The following is an 18,640-nucleotide window of genomic DNA, read 5'->3' on the forward strand; positions in this document are numbered from 1 at the left end:
GCCCGCCGAACCGTCAGCCCAGGGCGTCGAGGACGGGGCGGAACTTCATCCGCGTCTCGGCGAGCTCGGAGTCGGGGTCGCTGTCGGCGACGATGCCCGCTCCGGCCCAGGCCGTGACCGCGCCGTCGCCGGAGACCTCGGCGCTGCGCAGGCCCACCGCCCACTCGCCGTCGCCGTTGCCGTCGATCCAGCCGACCGGACCCGCGTACCGGCCGCGGTCGAAGGGCTCGAGCTCCTCGAGCAGCGCGATGGCCCGGTCGGTGGGGGTGCCCGCGACGGCGGCGGTCGGGTGCAGGGCGTCGACGAGGTCGAGGGCGGTGGAGGCGTCGTCGAGCGTCCCGCGGACGTCGGTCGCGAGGTGGAAGAGGTTGGGCAGCTCCAGCGCGAAGGGCTCGGCGCTCGTCGTCAGCGAGCCGGTGTGCGGCCGGAGCGCGCGCAGCAGGCTCTCGATCGCGAAGGCGTGCTCCGAGCGGTCCTTGGCGCTGCCGAGGAGCTCCTGCACGACGGCGGCGTCCTCGGCGGCGTCTCCTCCGCGCGCGCTGGTGCCCGCGAGCACGCGCGCCGTGACGGCGCCGTGATCGACGCCCACGAGCGTCTCGGGGCTCGCGCCGAGGAACCCGTCGACCGCGAACGTCCAGCAGTCGGGGTACCCGCTCGCGAAGTCGTGCAGGATGCGGCGGAGGTCGGCGTCGCGGGGGAGGCGGCCCACCAGATCGCGGGCGAGCACCACCTTCTCGAGGGCACCGGAGCGGATGGTGCCGACCGCGGAGGCGACCGCCTCGCGGTAGGCCTCGGGGGTCATCGTGCCGGGCGCGAGAGCGGCGCCGAACGCGTCGCCGAGGGGCGGAGCCGACGGGGCGGGCGGGAGCTGCGCCTCCTCGGCGGTCGCCGAGATGCGGGTGAGCCACGAGCGGCCGCCCCGGGTGCCGATGACGGTGTGCGGCACGATCAGGACGCTGCGCGACTCCGACCGGCCGGAGAACGCGAAGGCGCCGAAGGCGACAAGGCCCGTGCCGGGCAGGCCCAGCGGGTCCTCGACGACGGCGGAGGCGGACAGGGCGCGCCACGCGTCGGCCGCCTCGCGCAGGCGGTGCGGCCCCGAGAACTCGAGGCGCAGGGCTTCGCCGATGCCCGCGAGCCCCGTTCCGCGCCGCTGCCACAGCAGCGGGTGGTGCGGGTCGATCAGCGGGATCAGCTCCTGCGGGGTGTCCAGCGGGATCGTCCCCACGTGGAGAGGAGGGGCCCCGGCGCCGATGAGCGTCACTCCTTCAGAGTACGCCTGCGTCGGAAGATGAGCGGTTCTACGCCGTGGAGCCCCTCGCGCGGGGGTGCACTGCTAGCGTGATCCGGCCGGGGCCGCCGGGCTAGGCGGAGCAGGGCGGTCCCGGCACTCGCACAGACGCGCCACGACCTCGATCGACGCCGTGAGAGGGCGGATGCACAGCCGCCGCGACGCCCCGCCGCCTAGACTTGACGATCGTGACTAAGGCAGACCTCACCAAGCGACCCGACGAGGTCGCAGCCATGTTCGACACGGTGGCGCCCGCCTACGACCTGACGAACACCGTCCTCTCCGTCGGCAACGATCACCTCTGGCGCATCGCGACGACGCGCGCGGTCAACCCGGTCGCCGGCGAGCGGATCCTCGACGTCGCCGCCGGAACCGGCACATCGAGCGCGTCGCTGGCCCGGTCGGGCGCGCAGGTCGTCGCCGCCGACTTCTCCCGCGGGATGATCTCGGTCGGCCGCCGCCGCCACGCCGACGACGAGCGCATCGAGTTCGTGCACGCCGACGCGATGGACCTGCCGTTCGAGGACGACTCCTTCGACGCCGTCACGATCTCGTTCGGTCTGCGCAACGTCGCAGAACCGCGCACGGCGCTCGCCGAGTTCCACCGCGTGGTCAAGCCGGGCGGGCGCGTCGTGATCTGCGAGTTCTCGACGCCTCCGCTGGCGCCGCTCGCCCTCGCCTACGACCTGTACCTCTCGAGGGTGATGCCCGCGATCGTGCGGCTGGCGTCGTCGAACGACCCCGCCTACGACTACCTCGGAGAGTCGATCAGGGCCTGGCCCGAGCAGAAGGTCGTCGCGGCCTGGCTCCGCGAGGCCGGCTTCGAGCGCGTCGCGTACAAGAACCTGACCGCGGGGATCGTCGCGCTGCACCGCGGGATCAAGCCGATCGCGGCCGGCTGATGCGCGCGGGAGGCCCCTCGGGGCGAGACGTTAGGGTTTCAGTGTGAACGCCAGTGCGCCCGTCGCCCGCCGCAGTCCGTCGTTGACGGCGCAGCTCGGCCTCTCCGAGCGCATCTTCTCATCGGCCACCGATCGCGCCCTCGCGCGCACGATCGACGACGGGCTGGAGCAGGTCGAAGCGGGGATGATCCACCAGCTGTCCTTCGCCGACGCGGTCGCCGACGTCTCCACGCGGTACCTCCTCGAGGCCGGCGGCAAGCGGGTCCGTCCGATGCTCACCCTGCTCGCCGCGCAGCTGGGCCGAGGCAACACTCCCGAGGTTCTCAGCGCCGCGCAGGCCATCGAGATCACCCACCTCGGCTCCCTCTACCACGACGACGTGATGGACGAGGCGGAGAAGCGCCGCGGCGTCCCCTCGGCGCAGACGGTCTGGGGCAACAACGTCGCGATCCTCACGGGCGACCTGCTCTTCGCCCGCGCCAACCAGTTGATGACCGAGCTCGGCGAGCGCGCGATCCGACTCCAGACCGACACCTTCGAGCGGCTGGTCCTCGGTCAGCTGCACGAGACGGTCGGCCCCAGCGCCGGTGAGGACCCGGTCGAGCACTACCTGGCCGTCCTCGCCGACAAGACCGGCTCGCTGATCGCGGCCGCCGCCCGAACCGGCGTCGTGTTCTCGGAGGCGCCCGCCGAGTTCGAGGAGGCGGTGCGGGTCTTCGGTGAGAAGATCGGCGTCGCCTTCCAGATCGTCGACGACGTCATCGACCTCTCGCCGCAGCCGGAGGAGACCGGGAAGAACCCGGGGACGGACATCCGCGCGGGTGTGTCGACCCTCCCGATCCTGCGCCTGCGCGAGCGCGCGGCCTCGGACGGGCGGGCCTCGGCACTGCTCGCGCGCATCGAGAGCTACGTGAGCCGCTCGCACGACGAGATCGCGCACACCGACGAGCAGAGCGCCGACATCACCGAGGCCATCGCCGAGCTGCGCGACCACGAGGTGACGGCGCAGACCCTCGCCGAGGCCCACCGCTGGGCCGACGAGGCCGTCGCCGCCCTCGCCCCGCTGCCCGACGGCTCCGTCCGCAAGGCGCTCACGCGCTTCGCGGACACGGTCGTCGACCGCAACGGCTGACACCGATCGTCGCGGCGCACTCCAGCGCCGCAGGAATGAGACCGGACGCGCGCCACGGCGCCCCGGCAGGAGGAACGCAATGACCAAGCTCAGGCTGGCCATCGTCGGCGCGGGGCCCGCGGGCATCTACGCCGCCGACCTCATGATCAAGGCCGAGAAGAAGTTCGACGTCTCGATCGACCTGTTCGAGCAGCTTCCGGCGCCCTACGGTCTCGTGCGCTACGGCGTCGCGCCCGACCACCCGAGGATCAAGGGCATCGTCACGGCGCTGCGCGAGGTCCTCGATCGCGGTGACATCCGGATCTTCGGCAACGTGCACTTCGGCTCCGACATCACGCTCGAGGACCTGAAGCGGCACTACCACGCCGTGATCTTCTCGACGGGAGCCATCCGCGACGCCCCGCTCGACATCCCGGGCATCGATCTCGAGGGCTCCTACGGCGCTGCCGAGTTCGTCAGCTGGTTCGACGGCCACCCCGACGTGCCGCGCACCTGGCCGCTCGAGGCCGCCTCCGTCGCGGTGATCGGCAACGGCAACGTGGCGCTCGACGTGTCGCGGATGCTGGCGAAGCACGCCGACGACCTCCTCCCCACCGAGGTGCCGCCGAACGTCTACGAGGGCCTCAAGGCCTCGCCCGTGACCGACGTGCACGTGTTCGGGCGCCGGGGGCCGGCCCAGGTGAAGTTCACGCCGCTGGAGCTCCGCGAGCTCGGCGAGCTGCGCGACGTCGACATGATCGTCGCCGACGAGGACTTCGTGATGGACCCGGCGTCGCAGGCGGCGATCGAGACCAACAAGCAGGTCATGGTCATCAACCGGGTGCTGAACCAGTGGCGCACCCGCGAGACGGGGACGGCGTCGCGACGCCTCCACCTGCACTTCTGGGCCAAGCCGCTCGAGCTCGTCGGCGACGACGAGGGGCGGGTCGCGGCGATCCGCTACGAGCGCACCGAGCCGGACGGCGAGGGCGGCGTGCGCGGCACGGGCGAGATCCGCGAGATCGCGGTCCAGGCCGTCTACCGCGCGGTGGGGTACTTCGGCTCCCCGCTCGACGGGCTGCCGTTCGACGAGCGCCGCGGAGTGATCCCGAACCGCGAGGGCATGGTCCTGGACGACGAGGACCAGCCGGTCCACGGCGTCTACGCGACCGGCTGGATCAAGCGTGGACCGGTCGGCCTCATCGGCCACACGAAGTCCGATGCGATGGAGACCGTGGCGCACGTGCTCAACGACCAGGCGTCGTGGTGGACCCCGGTGCACCCGGAGGAGTCGGCGGTCGTGGCGCTCCTCGAGGAGCGCGAGATCGCCTACACCGACCTCGACGGCTGGCACCGCCTCGACGAGCACGAGATGGCGCTCGGCGCCCCCGAGGGGCGCGTCCGCGTGAAGGTCGTGCCGCGCGAGGACATGATCGCGATCTCCAGGTCCGAGACCGTCCCGAGCTGACGCTCCTCCATCAGGGCCCTCCGGAGATCCGGGGGGCCCTTCGTCGTCGTCGCGCGCATGTCGGAGGCCTCCCGTATCATGCGGGCAACCACGAGGACAGGGACGCCATGACCACTGCAGGCCCGCACGACGTCATCCGGGTGCGCGGCGCCCGCCAGAACAATCTGCGCGGAGTCGACGTCGACATCCCCAAGCGCCGCATCACGGTCTTCACCGGCGTCTCGGGCTCCGGCAAGTCGTCGCTCGTGTTCGGCACCATCGCCGCCGAGTCGCAGCGCCTGATCAACGAGACCTACTCCGCGTTCCTCCAGCAGTTCATGGGGTCGCCCGCCCGGCCCGACGTCGAGTCGCTCGACGGCCTGTCCGCGACGATCGTCGTCGACCAGGAGCGGATGGGCGCGAACGCCCGCTCGACCGTGGGCACCGCCACCGACGCCTACACGATGCTGCGCATCCTCTTCAGCCGCATCGGCGACCCCCACGTCGGCACGAGCGGAGCCTTCTCGTTCAACCTGCCCGAGGGGATGTGCCCTCGGTGCGAGGGCACGGGCCGCGTCTCCGACATCGACCTCGACGCGCTGTTCGACCGGTCGAAGTCGCTCGACGACGGCGCCCTCGACGCCATCCCCAACTTCGTCGTCGGCGGCTGGTACTGGAAGAGCCTCGCCGAGTCGGGCCTCTACCCCTCCGATGTGCCGATCGCCGAGTTCACCCCCGAGCAGCTCGACGACTTCCTCTACCGGCCCGCCACGAAGATGGCGATCGCGGGGATGAACCTGACCTACGAGGGCCTCGTGGTCAAGGTCACCCGGCTCTACCTCGCGAAGGAGGCGGCGCAGGCGCACATCCGGGCGTTCGCCGAGCGCGTGGCCACCTTCGCGGCCTGCCCCGAGTGCGGCGGCGCCCGGCTGACGCGGGCGGCGCTCTCCTCCCTCATCGAGGGCCGCAACATCGCCGAGTGCTCATCGATGCAGGCGACGGACCTGGCCGAGTGGCTGCGGGGCGTGCGCGATCCCTCCGTCGCCCCGATCGTCGAGACGCTGCTCGGCACCCTCGACTCGCTCGTGCAGGTGGGGCTCGGCTACCTCTCGCTCGATCGCGAGTCGGGCACGCTCTCGGGCGGCGAGGCGCAGAGGGTCAAGATGGTGCGGCACCTCGGCTCGAGCCTCACCGACATCACCTACGTCTTCGACGAGCCGACGGCGGGGCTCCATCCGCACGACGTGTCGCGGGTCGTCGAGCTGCTGCGGCAGCTCCGCGACAAGGGCAACACGGTGCTGGTCGTCGAGCACAAGCCCGAGATCATCCGGGTCGCCGATCACATCGTCGACCTGGGGCCGCGGGCGGGAGCGCACGGCGGCGAGATCCGCTTCGAGGGGTCGGTCGACGATCTCCGCGGCTCCGACACCCTCACCGGGCGCCACCTCGACCACCGGGTGCCGCTGAAGGAGTCGGTGCGTCGCCCGCGCGGAGCGGCCGAGATCCGCGGGGCCGCCACCCACAACCTCCGGGGTGTCGACGTCGATGTGCCCCTGGGGGTGCTGGCCGTCGTGACGGGGGTCGCCGGATCCGGCAAGTCCTCCCTGATCCACGGGTCCCTGGCCAGACGCGAGGGAGTCATCGTCGCCGACCAGTCGCCGATCCGCGGCTCCCGGAGGAGCAACCCCGCGACCTACACGGGCGTGCTCGACTCCATCCGCGCGGCGTTCGCGAAGGCGAACAAGGTCAAGCCGGCGCTCTTCAGCGCGAACTCCGCGGGCGCCTGCCCGGTCTGCAAGGGCGCCGGACTGATCTTCACCGAGCTCGGCCCGGCCGCGACGGTCTCGTCGGTCTGCGAGGAGTGCGAGGGCAAGCGGTTCACGGCCGAGGTCCTCGAGTACCGGCTCGACGGGAAGAACATCCACGAGGTGCTCTCGCTGCCGATAGTCGAGGCGGCCGACTTCTTCGGCTCCGGGCCGGCGCACACGATCCTCGCCCGCCTGGTCGATGTCGGACTCGGCTACCTCACGCTCGGGCAGCCGCTGAACACCCTCTCGGGCGGTGAGCGGCAGCGCCTCAAGCTCGCCATCAACATGGCCTCGAAGGGATCGATCTACATCCTCGACGAGCCCACGACCGGTCTGCACCTGGCCGACGTCGACAACCTGCTGGGTCTGCTCGACCGGCTGGTCGACTCCGGCAACTCGGTGATCGTCATCGAGCACCACCAGGCGCTGATGGCCCACGCCGACTGGATCATCGACGTGGGCCCCGGAGCCGGCCACGAGGGCGGCTCGATCGTCTTCGAGGGGACGCCGGCCGAGCTGGTCGCGTCGGCCGACACCCTCACGGCGCGGGCGCTGCGGGCGTACGTGGGCTGAGCCCGGCCGAGGGCCGGGTCAGCGCGAGAAGGGGCCGCTCAACGCCGCCCACTGCAGCAGCATGATCGTCTTGGCGTCGACGATCTGCACGCCGATCTGGGCGAGCGCCTCGTCGAACGACAGCTCGACCAGCTCGGTGTCCTCGCCCTCGTCGGCGAGCCCCGCGTGGACGCCCTGGCGCGAGCCCGCGCGGTAGCGCCCGGCGTAGAAGTGCAGCATCTCGGTGATCGACCCCGGGCTCATGTACGAGTCGAAGACGTGCTCGAGCCGGCCGACCTCGAGACCGGTCTCCTCCTCCGCCTCGCGGCGGGCACCCTCCTCCGGACCGTCCTCGTCGAGGAGGCCGGCCGGCACCTCGAGGAGCATGCCGTCGAGGTTGCCGTTGACGTACGTCGGGTAGCGGAACTGCCGCACGAGGACCACGGTCCGAGACTCCGGGTCGTAGAGGAGCACGGCCGCGCCGTTCCCGCGGTCGTACGTCTCGCGGTGCTCGGTGCTCCAGTGGCCGTCGCGGTGCCGGTACTCGAACTCGGTGGTCCGGAGGATGTACCAGTGGCTCGAGAGGAGGGTCACCTCCTTCACCACCACGTCGGGGGTGGCGGTGAGGTCGTAGCCCTCCCGATCGAGTCCCGTGCGGCCCCGGCGGTCGGGCTCGTCGATCCCGGCGGTCATGCGCGTGCTCCTGTCGGCGACATCCCTCAGCGGAAGTTGACGAACTGCAGGTCGAGGTCGAGGTCGGCCCCGCGCAGCAGCGCCATCGTCGCCTGCAGGTCGTCGCGGCTCTTCGACGAGACGCGCAGCTCGTCACCCTGGATCTGCGACTTGACCGACTTGGGGGCCTCGTCCCGGATCAGCTTGTTGATCTTCTTGGCGTGCTCCTGATCGATGCCGTCCTTGAGGGTCGATTCGATCCGGTACTCCTTGCCCGAGGCGAAGGGCTCGCCCGAGTCGAGGCTCTTGAGGCTGATGCCGCGCTTGATGAGCTTGGTCTGGAACACGTCGAGGATGGCGTTCGCGCGCTCCTCGGTGTTCGCCTTGATCAGGATCTTCTCGCCGCTCCAGGCGATCGAGGCGCCGACGTTCTTGAAGTCGTAGCGCTGCTCGACCTCCTTGTGGGCCTGGTTCAGGGCGTTGTCCGCCTCCATCTTGTCGACCTTGCTGACGACGTCGAACGTAGAATCTGCCATGCCTCCGAGCTTAGCTTTCGGGCCTCGGCCGGGCCTGCTCCAAGGCGCCCCTGCTACGACTGGAGGGTGCGCCGCCTCCCGTTCCTCCTGCTCGTGCCCGTCATCGGCGCGCTGCTCGCGGGCTGCTCCGGATCGACCATCGAGTACGAGGGCGGAGTGGTCACCGTGCCGCCCACGGTCGGCGAACCCGTCGCGGCGGATCCCGCGCTGCTCGAGGACCCGGCGGAGACGGAGGCGACCCCCGTCCGCCTCCTCACGAGCGCCGACTGGCTCGCGAGCACCGCAGAGGGCAGCGGCATCCCCGAGCGGGCGCTCACCGCCTACGCGGGCACAGCGCTGCTGACCTCGGCCGTCGACCCCGACTGCCGGCTCGACTGGGCCACTCTCGCGGGCATCGGCTACGTCGAGAGCCGCCACGGGACGATCTTCGGAGGCGCCCTCGGCGAGGACGGCCGCCCCAGCGAGCCGATCTACGGACCCCGCCTCGACGGCACCCGATTCGACCTCGTCGAGGACAACGACGGAGGAGCGCTCGACGGCGACTCCGAGGTCGACCGCGCGATGGGCCCGCTGCAGATCATCCCGGCGACCTGGATGGCCTGGGCCTCCAGCGGCTGGGATCCGCAGAACGTCGACCAGCAGGCCGTCACCGCGGCCCGCTACCTCTGCGAGGCGGGCGGCGACCTCTCGACAGAGTCGGGCTGGCGCGCGGCCATCGCCGCCTACAACCCCGCCGGCAGCTACGCAGGCAAGGTCGCCGAAGCCGCATCGCGCTACGCCGCGGCGGCCGACTGACCGCGGCCACGCCGCGATTTCCGATCCACCGCCCCCGTGGGTATCCTTGTCCAGCGCCTTCGGTCGAGAGCACGACTCCCGGTCGGGTGCGCCACGGCGAGTTACCCTAGCGGCCAAAGGGATCTGACTGTAAATCAGACGGCGTAGCCTTCGGGGGTTCGAATCCCTCACTCGCCACATCCGCGGAATACCGCCAATCGAAGCCTCGACAGGCCCTCTCAGAGGGTCAGCGTCGGGGCTTCTTTCGTTCCCGTGAGCACACTTGTGAGCACATCGGGTCGGAGGGGCGTCAGGAGCGAGGCGACACCCGCGACCGCGTCGCGTGCCTTCTCGCCGACGAGGTGCGCGTACAGGTCGCGCGTGATCACCGAGTTCGAGTGGCCCATGATCTTCGACACGACCGCCATGTCCTCGCCGTTCGAGAGCGCCAGGCTGGCGAAGAGGTGCCGGAGGTCGTGGAACCGCTGGGGCCGTAGGCCGGAGCCCGCGCCGTCGTCGACATGTTCCACGTCGAGTGGAGGCGTGACCGCTTCGGATGCGCCCGTCCTCAGCCGATCACCGTCACCCGCGGGCGTGAGCGGAACGGTCCGAACGTGCCGAAGGCGGACCTCTTCGCCTCCGTGCTCGTGCCGCTCCAGCAAGGCCGCCTGAAGGTCGCTGACGGGCTCCCGCTGGGCCCGGTCCTGGAGCACGAGCTGCTGTCGTTCCGGCAGAAAATCACCGCCAGTGGTCGCGACTCGATCGAGTTCGAGCGGCGGGCGGGCGAGGGGCACGGCGACCTCGTGTCCGCCCTCTCGCTCGCGACGTACTGGCCGAACACCATGCGGCGGCCGTCGGTCGTCGAACGCCCCACCCTCATCACGGAAGGAATCTGACCATGACCGATGACCTGACCCCCGAGACCATCGAGCCCGACGAGACGACGGAGGTCCCCGACGAGACCTCGGACACCGTCGAGCCGGATGCCGAGACCTCGGACACCGTCGAGCCGGATGCCGAGACGACCGACGCCCCCGACGAGGAGGAGGCCGACAACCTTGCGTCCCTGCCGCCGGAGCGGCTCGCGAAGCTGCTCCGCGAGAAGCGCGCCGCCGAGGCCAGCGCCCGCGGCCGCCTCCGCGACGCCGACGCTGAGATCGCGCGCCTGACCGAGACTGCCCGTGCGGCCCAGCGCGGCCAGGTGGCCGAGGCCGCGAACCGCCTCCGCGCGCTGCCGACCGCGGTCGCCGACGTCGTCGACCGGATCGACATCACGTCGGTGCTCGGCGAGGACGGTTCGATCGACAGGGAGAAGCTGAACGACGCGATCGAAGCGCTCTTCGTGACCCGGCCGCACTGGAAGATGCCGAAGGTCTCGACCCGCTCCGGGCCGGGGATCGCCGGGGGCGAGTCGGGCTACGAGCACTCGCGCCTGCGCGAGCAGAAGGCCACATGGAGCGACGTCCTCTCGCAGTAGGCGTCTCGGGCGGCCGATGTCGGTGGCGAATGGTATCCTCGGTATACCTTTCCGCCGTGCGCGGCTCGGCCGCCCCCTGCGGGCACTCCAGAACTCCGCCCCTTGCGGGCAGTGATCGAACGACCTCCCCCGTTTCTCGCTGCCCGAAAGGGGCTCTCCCATGACCGTCAAGACCTCCACCACCAACGTCCGCGGCATCACCCCGGACCAGACCGACGACCTCATCGTCCTGCCCGTCGAGCGCGCCTCCGTCGCGATCCAGGCATCGACCCTCATCGCCACCGAGGCGACCCGGACCCACATCCCGCTCGTCACCGAGGACCCCTCCGCCGCGTGGGTCGCCGAGGGCGAAGAGATCGGCGCGTCCGACCCGAAGATCGACGACGTCGTCGTCGAGCCCGCGAAGATCGCCGGACTCACCGTCATCACGAACGAACTCGCCCGCGACTCTTCCCCAGCCGCGCAGAACATCATCGGCGACGGCCTCGCCCGCGACATCGCCCGGAAGATCGACCTCGCCTACTTCGGTTCCCGAGGCGCCAACCTCGTCCAGCCGAAGGGCCTCGGCGACCTCGTCGGCTTCACGGCCGTCACCGCGGGCACCGCCTGAGCGAACCTCGACCCCTTCGCGGAGGCCATCGCGAACGCTGACGGCCTCGGGCTCACCATCGACTCCTTCGTGGCGAACCCCGCCGACGCGCTCGCCCTCGCGAAGCTGAAGGAAACGATTTCCGGCTCGAACAAGCCCCTCCTCGGCTCTGACCCGACCGCGGCGACCCGCAGGCTCCTCCAGGGCGTCCCCCTGCTCACGAGCCCCGGAGTCGCTCCCGGCACCGTCTGGGGTATCCCGCAGGTCCGCGCGATCGTCGTCCGCCGCCTCGACGTCGAACTCGATCGCGCGATCGTCGTCCGCCGCCTCGACGTCGAACTCGACATCGACACCTCCGCCTACTTCACCAGCTACCGCACCGCGATCCGCGCCGTCATGCGCGTCTCCTTCGCGTTCCCCCACGCGGCCGCGATCCAGAAGATCAAGTGCGCGGCCGCGTAGGCCGCGCACTACTCCCGCCGGGTGAGGGCGTCGGGACACAACGGAACCCCCGGGTAGCTGAGGAGCTGGGCCCGGGGGTTTCGCCGTGTTCGCCCAACGCGAGAGACTTCGCGAGGAACAGATTGGAGTCCTTCATGGCGGAGGCAACACCGGACGTGGTCCTGCTCGGCAACGGTCCCTACTGGGAAGTTCGTAATCAGGTGTACGGCATCGCCTCCGACAGCAGCGACATGGGATTCATCCGTCAGGTCGACGAGGGGTTCGAAGCGTTCAGTCGCGGTGATATGCCGCAGAGCGTCGGGGTCTTCTCCTCACTGGAGGCCGCAAAGCTCGCTCTTCTGGCCCGCTACTGAAATCCGAGGTTCGCGGCGCTTCCCTCGCAAAGTTTTCCCCGCCAGCATGGGCTCGTCCTGAACCCGAACGAGAGGCACGAAATGGTCGACTGGAAACCGATGGAGTTCCGACGAGGCGGGGGGTACCTCAAGCACGATCTGCTTTCGCGGTTCCCGGCGTACGGCGGTGACCAAGAACGTGGGCTCGACTGGATGTCGGACGTGACTCTGACGCTCGTCTGGATCGACTACGACAGCGGATCGGTGCTACTGCTGGAGCCGCACGGCTCTCGGGTCGCCTCCGGCATGTATCACGCGCGGATTCACTTCGCGACTTCGGACCGGCTCTTCGAGATCGATCTGCCGCTCACTCAGTATCAGTTCGACCCCTACGCGCACTACGACCAGGGACCACCGCCGATCGAGGTTCGCGACGAAGCTGTCGCCTATCTCTCGCGGATCCTGGGCCAGGAGTTGGCGACTTCCATTCCTCCCGCCGTGAGCACTTCGTGAGCACAGAAGGGCGGATTTCGAGGGATTGAGGCGGCTGATGCCGGGTACGCGTTCGCTGGCGGCCCGGCAGCAAACGCCGGGGACGGATGCCATAGGACAACTGCGGTCAGTCGCCTGATCAAACTGTAAATCAGACGGCGTAGCCTTCGGGGGTTCGAATCCCTCACTCGCCACTGTGCTTATTAACACCAGCAATCTCGGTGAGTTTCTCGTCCTGGAAGCAAGCGTTGCTGGAAGCTCGGTGCTTCTGGAACGACCAGTGCTTCTGGGAAGACCAGTGCTTCTGGCGCACTCCGGTCGACTCCTCGGAGGGGCCGCGAGGGTTCTTCGCTCGGGCGGGTGATCCGCGGAGGGCGGCGGGCTAGCTGATCAGGTCGTGCGCGCGCCAGCCGACGAGGGCGCCGCAGGCGACCGACAGCACCATTCCCACCGGGCCGTAGACGGCGATCCCGCCGAGGAGCACCGAGGCCACCACCGTCACCGCGAGAGCGGCGAGTTTCAGGTCGGGCGGCATGCCGTAGCGCGAGACGCGCTGGAGGTTCGCGAGAAGGCCTCCGTCCTGGTCGAGCGTCGTCGGCTGACCGACGCCGATCGCCAGCACGTTCGACAGCACGAGCGACCCGGCCAGGACGAGTGCGGCTCCCACCGCGCCGGAACGACTCGCGAAGTGCTCGCCGTTCGCAACGATGATGAGGAACGCGACGAAGACGCCTCCCGAGATCGACAGGGTCGACAGGACGATCGCGGCGACTCCGCCGTCGAGACCCGGGTCGATGAGGCGGATGCCGAGGGCCGGCCCGATGAGGCCCGCCGCGATGACGAGGACGTCGAGCCACCTGTTCGCCGTCGAGACGGCACGCCTGCTCTCGGCGCCGGGGCCGATCAGCAGCACCTTCTCGAGGGCGTCGTCGCCGGAGTCGGTCGTCTGATCGCCTGCGATGCGCCCGAGACCGGCCTCGGCCGCGGCGAGGGCGTCGTGCGGGGTGAACGCGACCCGCGCCTCCGGCGCGATCGTCCTCGTGAGGCGCACCGGACCGTGCCTGCCCTGCACGAGCAGGGTCCCTCCGCCCGCCGCGGCCAGCCCGGCGGAGGCCGCGCTCATCGCGAGCGCTTGCGTCCGGAACGGGCCTTCCCTGCCGGACGAGCCGTCGCGAGTGACGAGCCACCCACCCGACGCGGCGTCGAACGCGACGGTCGCTGTCGTCATCCGGTGCTCCGCTCTGAGCGTCCTGATCGGGGGAGGCGCCCTGACGAGAAGAGCATCCTGAACGGGAGATTCCTCCTCCGTCGGCGAGGTGTCAAGGAACAGCGACTCGGCGACGACCGCTCAGTCGAGAGGCGGGCGGCTGCGGCCGAGGAACTGCCGGAGCGAGACGGGCGCGAGTCCCGTGAGGCGCTCGACGTCGTCGGACACGTGCGCCAGCTCGCCCGCGGCGACCGCCGTGTAGGTGCTGACCCATGCGTCGACCTGCCAGCGCGGGGCGTTCCAGCGCTCGCGGGAGGCGTACGCCTCCTCCAGGGTCTCGTCGACGAAGACGGCGGGACGGCCGGAGTCTGTGAGGGTCGCCGCGATCTCGGCGAAGGTGAGCGCCTCCGGACCGGTGAGCTCGTAGGTCGCGCCGCGGTGCAGGGCGGGGTCGCGGAGGATCGCGGCTGCCGAGCGGGCCACGTCCTCCCGGGCGACGAGCGCGGCCCGGCCGTCGCCCGCCGGCCCGCGGATCGCGCCGTCGTCGCCGAGCATCTCGGGCACGAAGTCGAGGTAGAGGTTGTCGCGCAGGAAGGTGAAGGCCATGCCGGAGGCGCGGATCGCCTCCTCCGTCGCCGCGTGATCGCGGGCGAGCGTGAAGGTCGCCGTGGGCGAGGCGCCGGCGAAGGAGGTGTAGACGACGTGCTCGACGCCCGCTGCCGTCGCGGCCGCGACCATCGACAGGTGCTCCGAGAGGCGGTCCTCGTTCTCGGAGGCGGACACCATCAGCAGCACCCGCGCGCCGTCCAGGGCACCGCCGACCTCGGTGAAGGAGGCGCGGACGGTGCTCGCTCCCGGGAGCCGCGGGGCCCGCGAGGGGTCGCGGGCGAGAAGCCGGAGGGGGAGCCCCTGCGCAGCGAGGAGCCGCGCGACGCCTCCCCCCACGGCTCCGGTGACTCCGGTGAGGGCGATCGGCTGCTCGGTGCTCATGCCTCCCATGATGCTCTGCCGGGCGGTCCCTAGGCTGGGGGCATGAGCGCCAACGCCTCCCTCCTCGCCATCGCCCGCTCGATCGCCGTGGAGGCCGCGCACCTCGCCCGGCAGCGTCGACAGGACGGGGTCGAGGTCGCGGCATCGAAGTCGTCGCCGGAGGACGTGGTCACCGCCGCCGACCGCGAGGTCGAGCAGCTCATCCGGCGCAGGCTCGCCGAGGCGCGACCCGACGACGCGTTCCTCGGCGAGGAGTCGGGCGGCGGCGGCGGGACCAGCGGACTGACGTGGGTCGTGGATCCGATCGACGGCACCGTCAACTACCTCTACGGCATCCCGTCGTACGCGGTCAGCATCGCGGTGGTCGAGGGGGAGCCCGATCCGACGACGTGGACGGCGCTCGCCGGGGCGGTCGTGAACGGCGCCACCGGAGAGGCGTGGACCGCGGCGGCGGGGGAGGGGGCCGAGCGCGACGGCGTGCCGCTGCGCGCGGTGCCGCCGGCCCCGCTCTCGCTCGCGCTGGTCGGCACCGGCTTCGGCTACGACGCCGGGAGGCGGATGCGCCAGGGCGCGGTCGTGCAGGAGCTTCTCGGATCGGTGCGGGACATCCGACGCATCGGCTCGGCGGCCCTCGACCTCTGCGCGGTGGCGACGGGGCAGCTCAACGCCTACTACGAGCGCGGGCTCAACCCGTGGGATCTGGCCGCCGGCGCTCTGATCGCCCAGGAGGCGGGGGCTCGCGTGGCCGGCTTCGACGGTCGCGCTGCCGGCTCCGACCTGCTCATCGCGGCGCCCGACCCGCTGTTCGGAGAGCTCGAGGCTCTGCTCCGGAGGCTCCGCGCCGACGAGGTGTGACCGTTCACGACAGGGTTCCCGGACGCGGACCCGGTGCATGCGAATACATCGTCGCGCACGCAATCGGTGCTCTCGGCCCCGTGGGACTACCGAATCGAGCGTCACGGCCTCGGCCTGTGGCCCTTTCAACCCCCTCGTGGCATCCTTTATGAATTCGTGACATTCGCACAGGCTGCGGTCATGAGCACCCGGGAAGCGCTTCGACCCCTGACGGAGCGCCCTCCCCCTCCCTGTCCCCGACGGAAGATCCCGATTTCGTGAGCCCCGATTCGCCCGCCCCCGCTGCCTCCGCATCGACCCTCGGCGAATCGACCCCACCCCTCTCCCGTCGCGAGCTCCGCGAGCGCGAGCGCGCCGCCGCCCTCGCGGCCGAGGTCGCCTCCGACGGCGCCGTCAGCGTGTCGCAGCTGCAGGAGGCCGAGCGTCGCGTCGCCGCCTCGCGGAGGACCCCGCCGGCTCCGGTTCCCGCGCCCCGGGTCGGCGCGCTGCGACCCGCGCAGGGTGGGAGGCGACTCGGCGGCCTCGTCGCACTCTCGTTCGCCGCGGCGATCATCGCTGCGACCTCGGTGCCCGCGACCTCCCTGCTCACCGCCGAGGACGTCCAGGCGCAGAGCATGACGTCGGTCACCGGCGGCCAGGAGCGCGGATCCCAGTCGTTCGTCGCCGGCGAGGTCGGTGCCGAGACGGCCTCGCGTGACGGCTTCGGGGTGCAGGAGCGCAAGACCCAGACGAACGTGGCCGACATCGGCCGCACCTCCGACACCGGCTTCACGAACGACCCCAACGCGTCGATCCAGTGGCCGTTCGCCGTCGGGGTGCCCGTCGGCGACAGGTTCGGCTACCGCAACTGCGCGGGCTGCTCGGTGAACCACGGCGGCACCGACTTCAACCCCGGCGACGGCTCCCCGATCCAGTCGATCGCGGACGGCGTCGTCCGCACCGTCGTCGACGGCGAGGGCTCGCTCGGCGTGCACGTGATCGTCGACCACGAGATCGACGGCGAGCTGGTCTCGAGCGTCTACGCGCACATGCAGCACGGCTCGGCGGCCGTCAGCGAGGGCGACCCGGTCAAGGTCGGCCAGCTGCTCGGCCTCGTCGGCACGACCGGGATGTCGACCGGGCCGCACCTCCACTTCGAGATCCGCCTCGACGGCACCACGAAGGTCGACTCGTACCTCTGGCTCAAGGCGAACGCGAACCGCTGATCCGGCGCCGTTCGCCGGCGCGATCCGCACGCGTCCGGTGCGATCCGCAGGAGCGGGTGCGATCTGCGGGCGCTGCCGGCGGAAGAGCGCTCTCCGCCGCATGCACCGTGCCGGAACGCGCGCGAGCACCTGCGAATCGCACGCCGCGATCCCGTCGAGGCGACCCCGCCGGGCCGCGCCCGCCTCAGCTCGCGCGCAGCCAGACCGTCGTGTCGCCCGGCAGCGTCGCGCCCGCCAGCTCCTCCGAGGCCAGGACGACCGAGCCGTCCGGCAGCGCCACCGGAGTCGAGCCCGTGTTCGCGATCACGACGACGCCTCCGTTGCGGAACGCGACGACCTCCTCCGGGAAGCCCTCCAGCCACTCGACGGAGCCGGCGCCCAGCCCCTCCGAGCGGCGGACGGCGAGGAGCGACCGGTAGAGCTCGAGGGTCGACCCCGCGACTCCGCGCTGGGTCTCACGGGCGTACGGCGCCCAGTCGAGCGGCTGCGGCAGCCACGACGCCCCGCCGTCGTTGAAGCGGTAGGCGGGCGCGCCGGCCTGCCAGGGCAGCGGAACGCGGCAGCCGTCGCGGCCGTAGCGCTCGCCGCTCGTGCGGAACCAGGTAGGGTCCTGTCGGGCCGAGTCGGGCAGGTCGATCGCCTCGGGGAGTCCGAGCTCCTCGCCCTGGTACACGTAGGCCGAGCCCGGCAGCGCCAGCATCAGCGCGGAGGCGGCGCGCGCGCGACGAAGGCCGAGGACCGGGTCGGGCAGGCCGGGGGTCAGCGGGCCGATGCCGTAGCCCTGCGGGTTGTCCGAGGTGAGCGCGAGGCGGCTCGCGTGCCGCACGACGTCGTGGTTCGACAGCACCCAGGTCGAGGGCGCACCCACACTCGCGAAGGCGGTGAGGGAGGAGTCGATGATGTCCCGCAGGGCGGGTCCCTCCCACGGAGTCTCGAGGTAGGCGAAGTTGAAGGCCTGGTGCATCTCGTCGGGGCGCACCCAGCGCGCGAGCTTCGAGAGCGGCTGCACCCACGCCTCCGCGCAGAGCACGCGGTCGTCGGGGTATTCGGCGAGCAGCTCGTGCCAGTCGCGGTAGATCTCGTGCACGCCGTCCTGGGCCCAGTAGGGCGCGGTCTCGGGGTCCTCGCCGTCCGCCGGCGCGATGCCTCCCATCGAGCCGCTGTCGGCGGGCGGGGTGTAGTCGGGCAGCCCGGCGGCCTTGATCATGCCGTGCGCGACGTCCACCCTGAAGCCGTCGACCCCGCGGTCGAGCCAGAACCGCAGGATCTCGCGGAAGCGCTCCCGGACCCATTCGTTCGTCCAGTCGAAGTCCGGCTGCGAGGTGTCGAAGAGGTGCAGGTACCACTGGCCCGCCGTGCCGTCCGGCTCCGTGATGCGGGTCCAGGCGGGGCCGCCGAAGACCGACTCCCAGTTGTTCGGGGGCAGCTCGCCCTCCGAGCCGCGTCCATCGCGGAAGAGGTAGCGGGCGCGCTCGGCGCTCCCCGCGGGCGCCGCGAGCGCCTCCTGGAACGACGGGTGCGCACTGGAGGAGTGGTTGGGCACGAGGTCGACGATGATGCGGATGCCGAGGGCGTGCGAGCGCGCGAGCATCGCATCGAAGTCGGCGAGGGTGCCGAAGAGAGGATCCACGTCGCAGTAGTCGGCGACGTCGTAGCCGGCGTCCTTCTGCGGGGAGGTCATGAAGGGCGAGAGCCAGATCGCGTCGACGCCGAGCTCGGCGAGGCTGTCGAGCCGGGAGGTGATGCCCGGCAGGTCGCCGATCCCGTCGCCGTCCGCATCGGCGAAGGAGCGCGGGTAGATCTGGTAGATGACCGCCGTCCGCCACCATTCGGAGCCCGGGACGCTCGGTGCCCCGGGGTCGGTGGCGGCGGAGTTCTCGGGCGCGCCGGAGAGAGCGGTGTCCAGGGTCATGGCGTCAAGGATAACGGGGCACCGAT

The 18,640-nt window shown here is 71.2% G+C and carries 18 protein-coding genes, 2 tRNA genes and 1 pseudogene; 14 read left to right on the forward strand and 7 right to left on the reverse strand.

Features of this window, described 5'->3' with window-relative positions; translation table 11 throughout:
* Positions 1 to 13: 13 nt before the first annotated feature.
* Positions 14 to 1,264: an isochorismate synthase gene (locus B9Y99_RS12505; protein ID WP_425298482.1), complete on the reverse strand. Its 1,251-nt coding sequence runs from the start codon at positions 1,262 to 1,264 to the stop codon at positions 14 to 16.
* A 215-nt stretch (positions 1,265 to 1,479) separates the two neighbouring features.
* Between B9Y99_RS12505 and B9Y99_RS12510 the strand changes: the two genes are divergently transcribed.
* From B9Y99_RS12510 to B9Y99_RS12525, 4 genes are all read left to right on the forward strand, one after another.
* On the forward strand, positions 1,480 to 2,193 hold the full coding sequence (locus B9Y99_RS12510; RefSeq protein WP_085477399.1) for a demethylmenaquinone methyltransferase: 714 nt from the start codon (positions 1,480 to 1,482) through the stop codon (positions 2,191 to 2,193).
* 43 nt (positions 2,194 to 2,236) lie between these two features.
* Entirely contained in the window at positions 2,237 to 3,325 is a 1,089-nt protein-coding gene (locus B9Y99_RS12515) for a polyprenyl synthetase family protein (protein ID WP_085476906.1), read from the forward strand.
* Positions 3,326 to 3,404: 79 nt separating this feature from the next.
* On the forward strand, positions 3,405 to 4,772 hold the full coding sequence (locus B9Y99_RS12520; protein ID WP_085476907.1) for an FAD-dependent oxidoreductase: 1,368 nt from the start codon (positions 3,405 to 3,407) through the stop codon (positions 4,770 to 4,772).
* 107 nt (positions 4,773 to 4,879) lie between these two features.
* Positions 4,880 to 7,132: an ATP-binding cassette domain-containing protein gene (locus B9Y99_RS12525; protein WP_085476908.1), complete on the forward strand. Its 2,253-nt coding sequence runs from the start codon at positions 4,880 to 4,882 to the stop codon at positions 7,130 to 7,132.
* 18 nt (positions 7,133 to 7,150) lie between these two features.
* On the opposite strand, the gene B9Y99_RS12530 is transcribed toward B9Y99_RS12525, so the two are convergent.
* The gene (locus B9Y99_RS12530; protein ID WP_085476909.1) at positions 7,151 to 7,804 is read right to left on the reverse strand and encodes an NUDIX domain-containing protein; all 654 of its coding nucleotides are present in this window, start codon (positions 7,802 to 7,804) and stop codon (positions 7,151 to 7,153) included.
* A gap of 26 nt (positions 7,805 to 7,830) precedes the next feature.
* The gene (locus B9Y99_RS12535; RefSeq protein ID WP_056041500.1) at positions 7,831 to 8,319 is read right to left on the reverse strand and encodes a YajQ family cyclic di-GMP-binding protein; all 489 of its coding nucleotides are present in this window, start codon (positions 8,317 to 8,319) and stop codon (positions 7,831 to 7,833) included.
* 66 nt (positions 8,320 to 8,385) lie between these two features.
* Here B9Y99_RS12535 and B9Y99_RS12540 point away from each other — a divergent pair, with 66 nt between their 5' ends.
* Entirely contained in the window at positions 8,386 to 9,114 is a 729-nt protein-coding gene (locus B9Y99_RS12540; protein ID WP_085476910.1) for a hypothetical protein, read from the forward strand.
* Positions 9,115 to 9,209: 95 nt separating this feature from the next.
* Positions 9,210 to 9,291 (forward strand) — tRNA-Tyr (locus B9Y99_RS12545).
* Positions 9,292 to 9,332: 41 nt separating this feature from the next.
* Here the strand turns inward: B9Y99_RS12545 and B9Y99_RS18815 are convergent.
* Complete coding sequence (locus B9Y99_RS18815) at positions 9,333 to 9,623, reverse strand: tyrosine-type recombinase/integrase (RefSeq protein WP_165759617.1); 291 nt, start codon at positions 9,621 to 9,623, stop codon at positions 9,333 to 9,335.
* Positions 9,624 to 9,707: 84 nt separating this feature from the next.
* Here B9Y99_RS18815 and B9Y99_RS18820 point away from each other — a divergent pair, with 84 nt between their 5' ends.
* From B9Y99_RS18820 to B9Y99_RS18825, 6 genes and pseudogenes are all read left to right on the forward strand, one after another.
* The gene (locus B9Y99_RS18820) at positions 9,708 to 9,989 is read left to right on the forward strand and encodes a hypothetical protein (protein ID WP_165759618.1); all 282 of its coding nucleotides are present in this window, start codon (positions 9,708 to 9,710) and stop codon (positions 9,987 to 9,989) included.
* Positions 9,990 to 9,991: 2 nt separating this feature from the next.
* Positions 9,992 to 10,570 carry a hypothetical protein gene (locus tag B9Y99_RS12555; RefSeq protein WP_085476912.1) on the forward strand — a complete coding sequence of 193 codons (579 nt, stop codon included), beginning with the start codon at positions 9,992 to 9,994 and terminating at the stop codon, positions 10,568 to 10,570.
* Between the two features lie 160 nt (positions 10,571 to 10,730).
* Positions 10,731 to 11,621 (forward strand): annotated as a pseudogene (locus tag B9Y99_RS19255) (phage major capsid protein).
* 134 nt (positions 11,622 to 11,755) lie between these two features.
* Entirely contained in the window at positions 11,756 to 11,974 is a 219-nt protein-coding gene (locus B9Y99_RS12565; RefSeq protein ID WP_085476913.1) for a hypothetical protein, read from the forward strand.
* A gap of 81 nt (positions 11,975 to 12,055) precedes the next feature.
* On the forward strand, positions 12,056 to 12,466 hold the full coding sequence (locus B9Y99_RS12570) for a hypothetical protein (protein WP_085476914.1): 411 nt from the start codon (positions 12,056 to 12,058) through the stop codon (positions 12,464 to 12,466).
* Between the two features lie 94 nt (positions 12,467 to 12,560).
* Positions 12,561 to 12,639 (forward strand) — tRNA-OTHER (locus tag B9Y99_RS18825).
* Positions 12,640 to 12,827: 188 nt separating this feature from the next.
* Here B9Y99_RS18825 and B9Y99_RS12575 read toward each other — a convergent pair.
* Together B9Y99_RS12575 and B9Y99_RS12580 are read right to left on the reverse strand one after the other, a co-directional pair.
* Entirely contained in the window at positions 12,828 to 13,673 is an 846-nt protein-coding gene (locus B9Y99_RS12575; RefSeq protein WP_085476915.1) for a DUF2188 domain-containing protein, read from the reverse strand.
* 120 nt (positions 13,674 to 13,793) lie between these two features.
* On the reverse strand, positions 13,794 to 14,642 hold the full coding sequence (locus B9Y99_RS12580) for an SDR family oxidoreductase (protein ID WP_085476916.1): 849 nt from the start codon (positions 14,640 to 14,642) through the stop codon (positions 13,794 to 13,796).
* A 42-nt stretch (positions 14,643 to 14,684) separates the two neighbouring features.
* Between B9Y99_RS12580 and B9Y99_RS12585 the strand changes: the two genes are divergently transcribed.
* Both B9Y99_RS12585 and B9Y99_RS19380 read left to right on the forward strand, forming a co-directional pair.
* Complete coding sequence (locus tag B9Y99_RS12585) at positions 14,685 to 15,497, forward strand: inositol monophosphatase family protein (protein WP_085476917.1); 813 nt, start codon at positions 14,685 to 14,687, stop codon at positions 15,495 to 15,497.
* A 257-nt stretch (positions 15,498 to 15,754) separates the two neighbouring features.
* Positions 15,755 to 16,702, forward strand: a complete 948-nt coding sequence (locus B9Y99_RS19380) for a M23 family metallopeptidase (protein WP_085476918.1) — start codon at positions 15,755 to 15,757, stop codon at positions 16,700 to 16,702.
* Between the two features lie 184 nt (positions 16,703 to 16,886).
* Here the strand turns inward: B9Y99_RS19380 and B9Y99_RS12595 are convergent, their stop codons facing one another.
* Entirely contained in the window at positions 16,887 to 18,614 is a 1,728-nt protein-coding gene (locus B9Y99_RS12595; protein WP_085476919.1) for a glycoside hydrolase family 13 protein, read from the reverse strand.
* Positions 18,615 to 18,640 lie beyond the last annotated feature (26 nt).

It is taken from the genome of Rathayibacter oskolensis (assembly GCF_900177245.1).
Taxonomy (GTDB): domain Bacteria; phylum Actinomycetota; class Actinomycetes; order Actinomycetales; family Microbacteriaceae; genus Rathayibacter; species Rathayibacter oskolensis.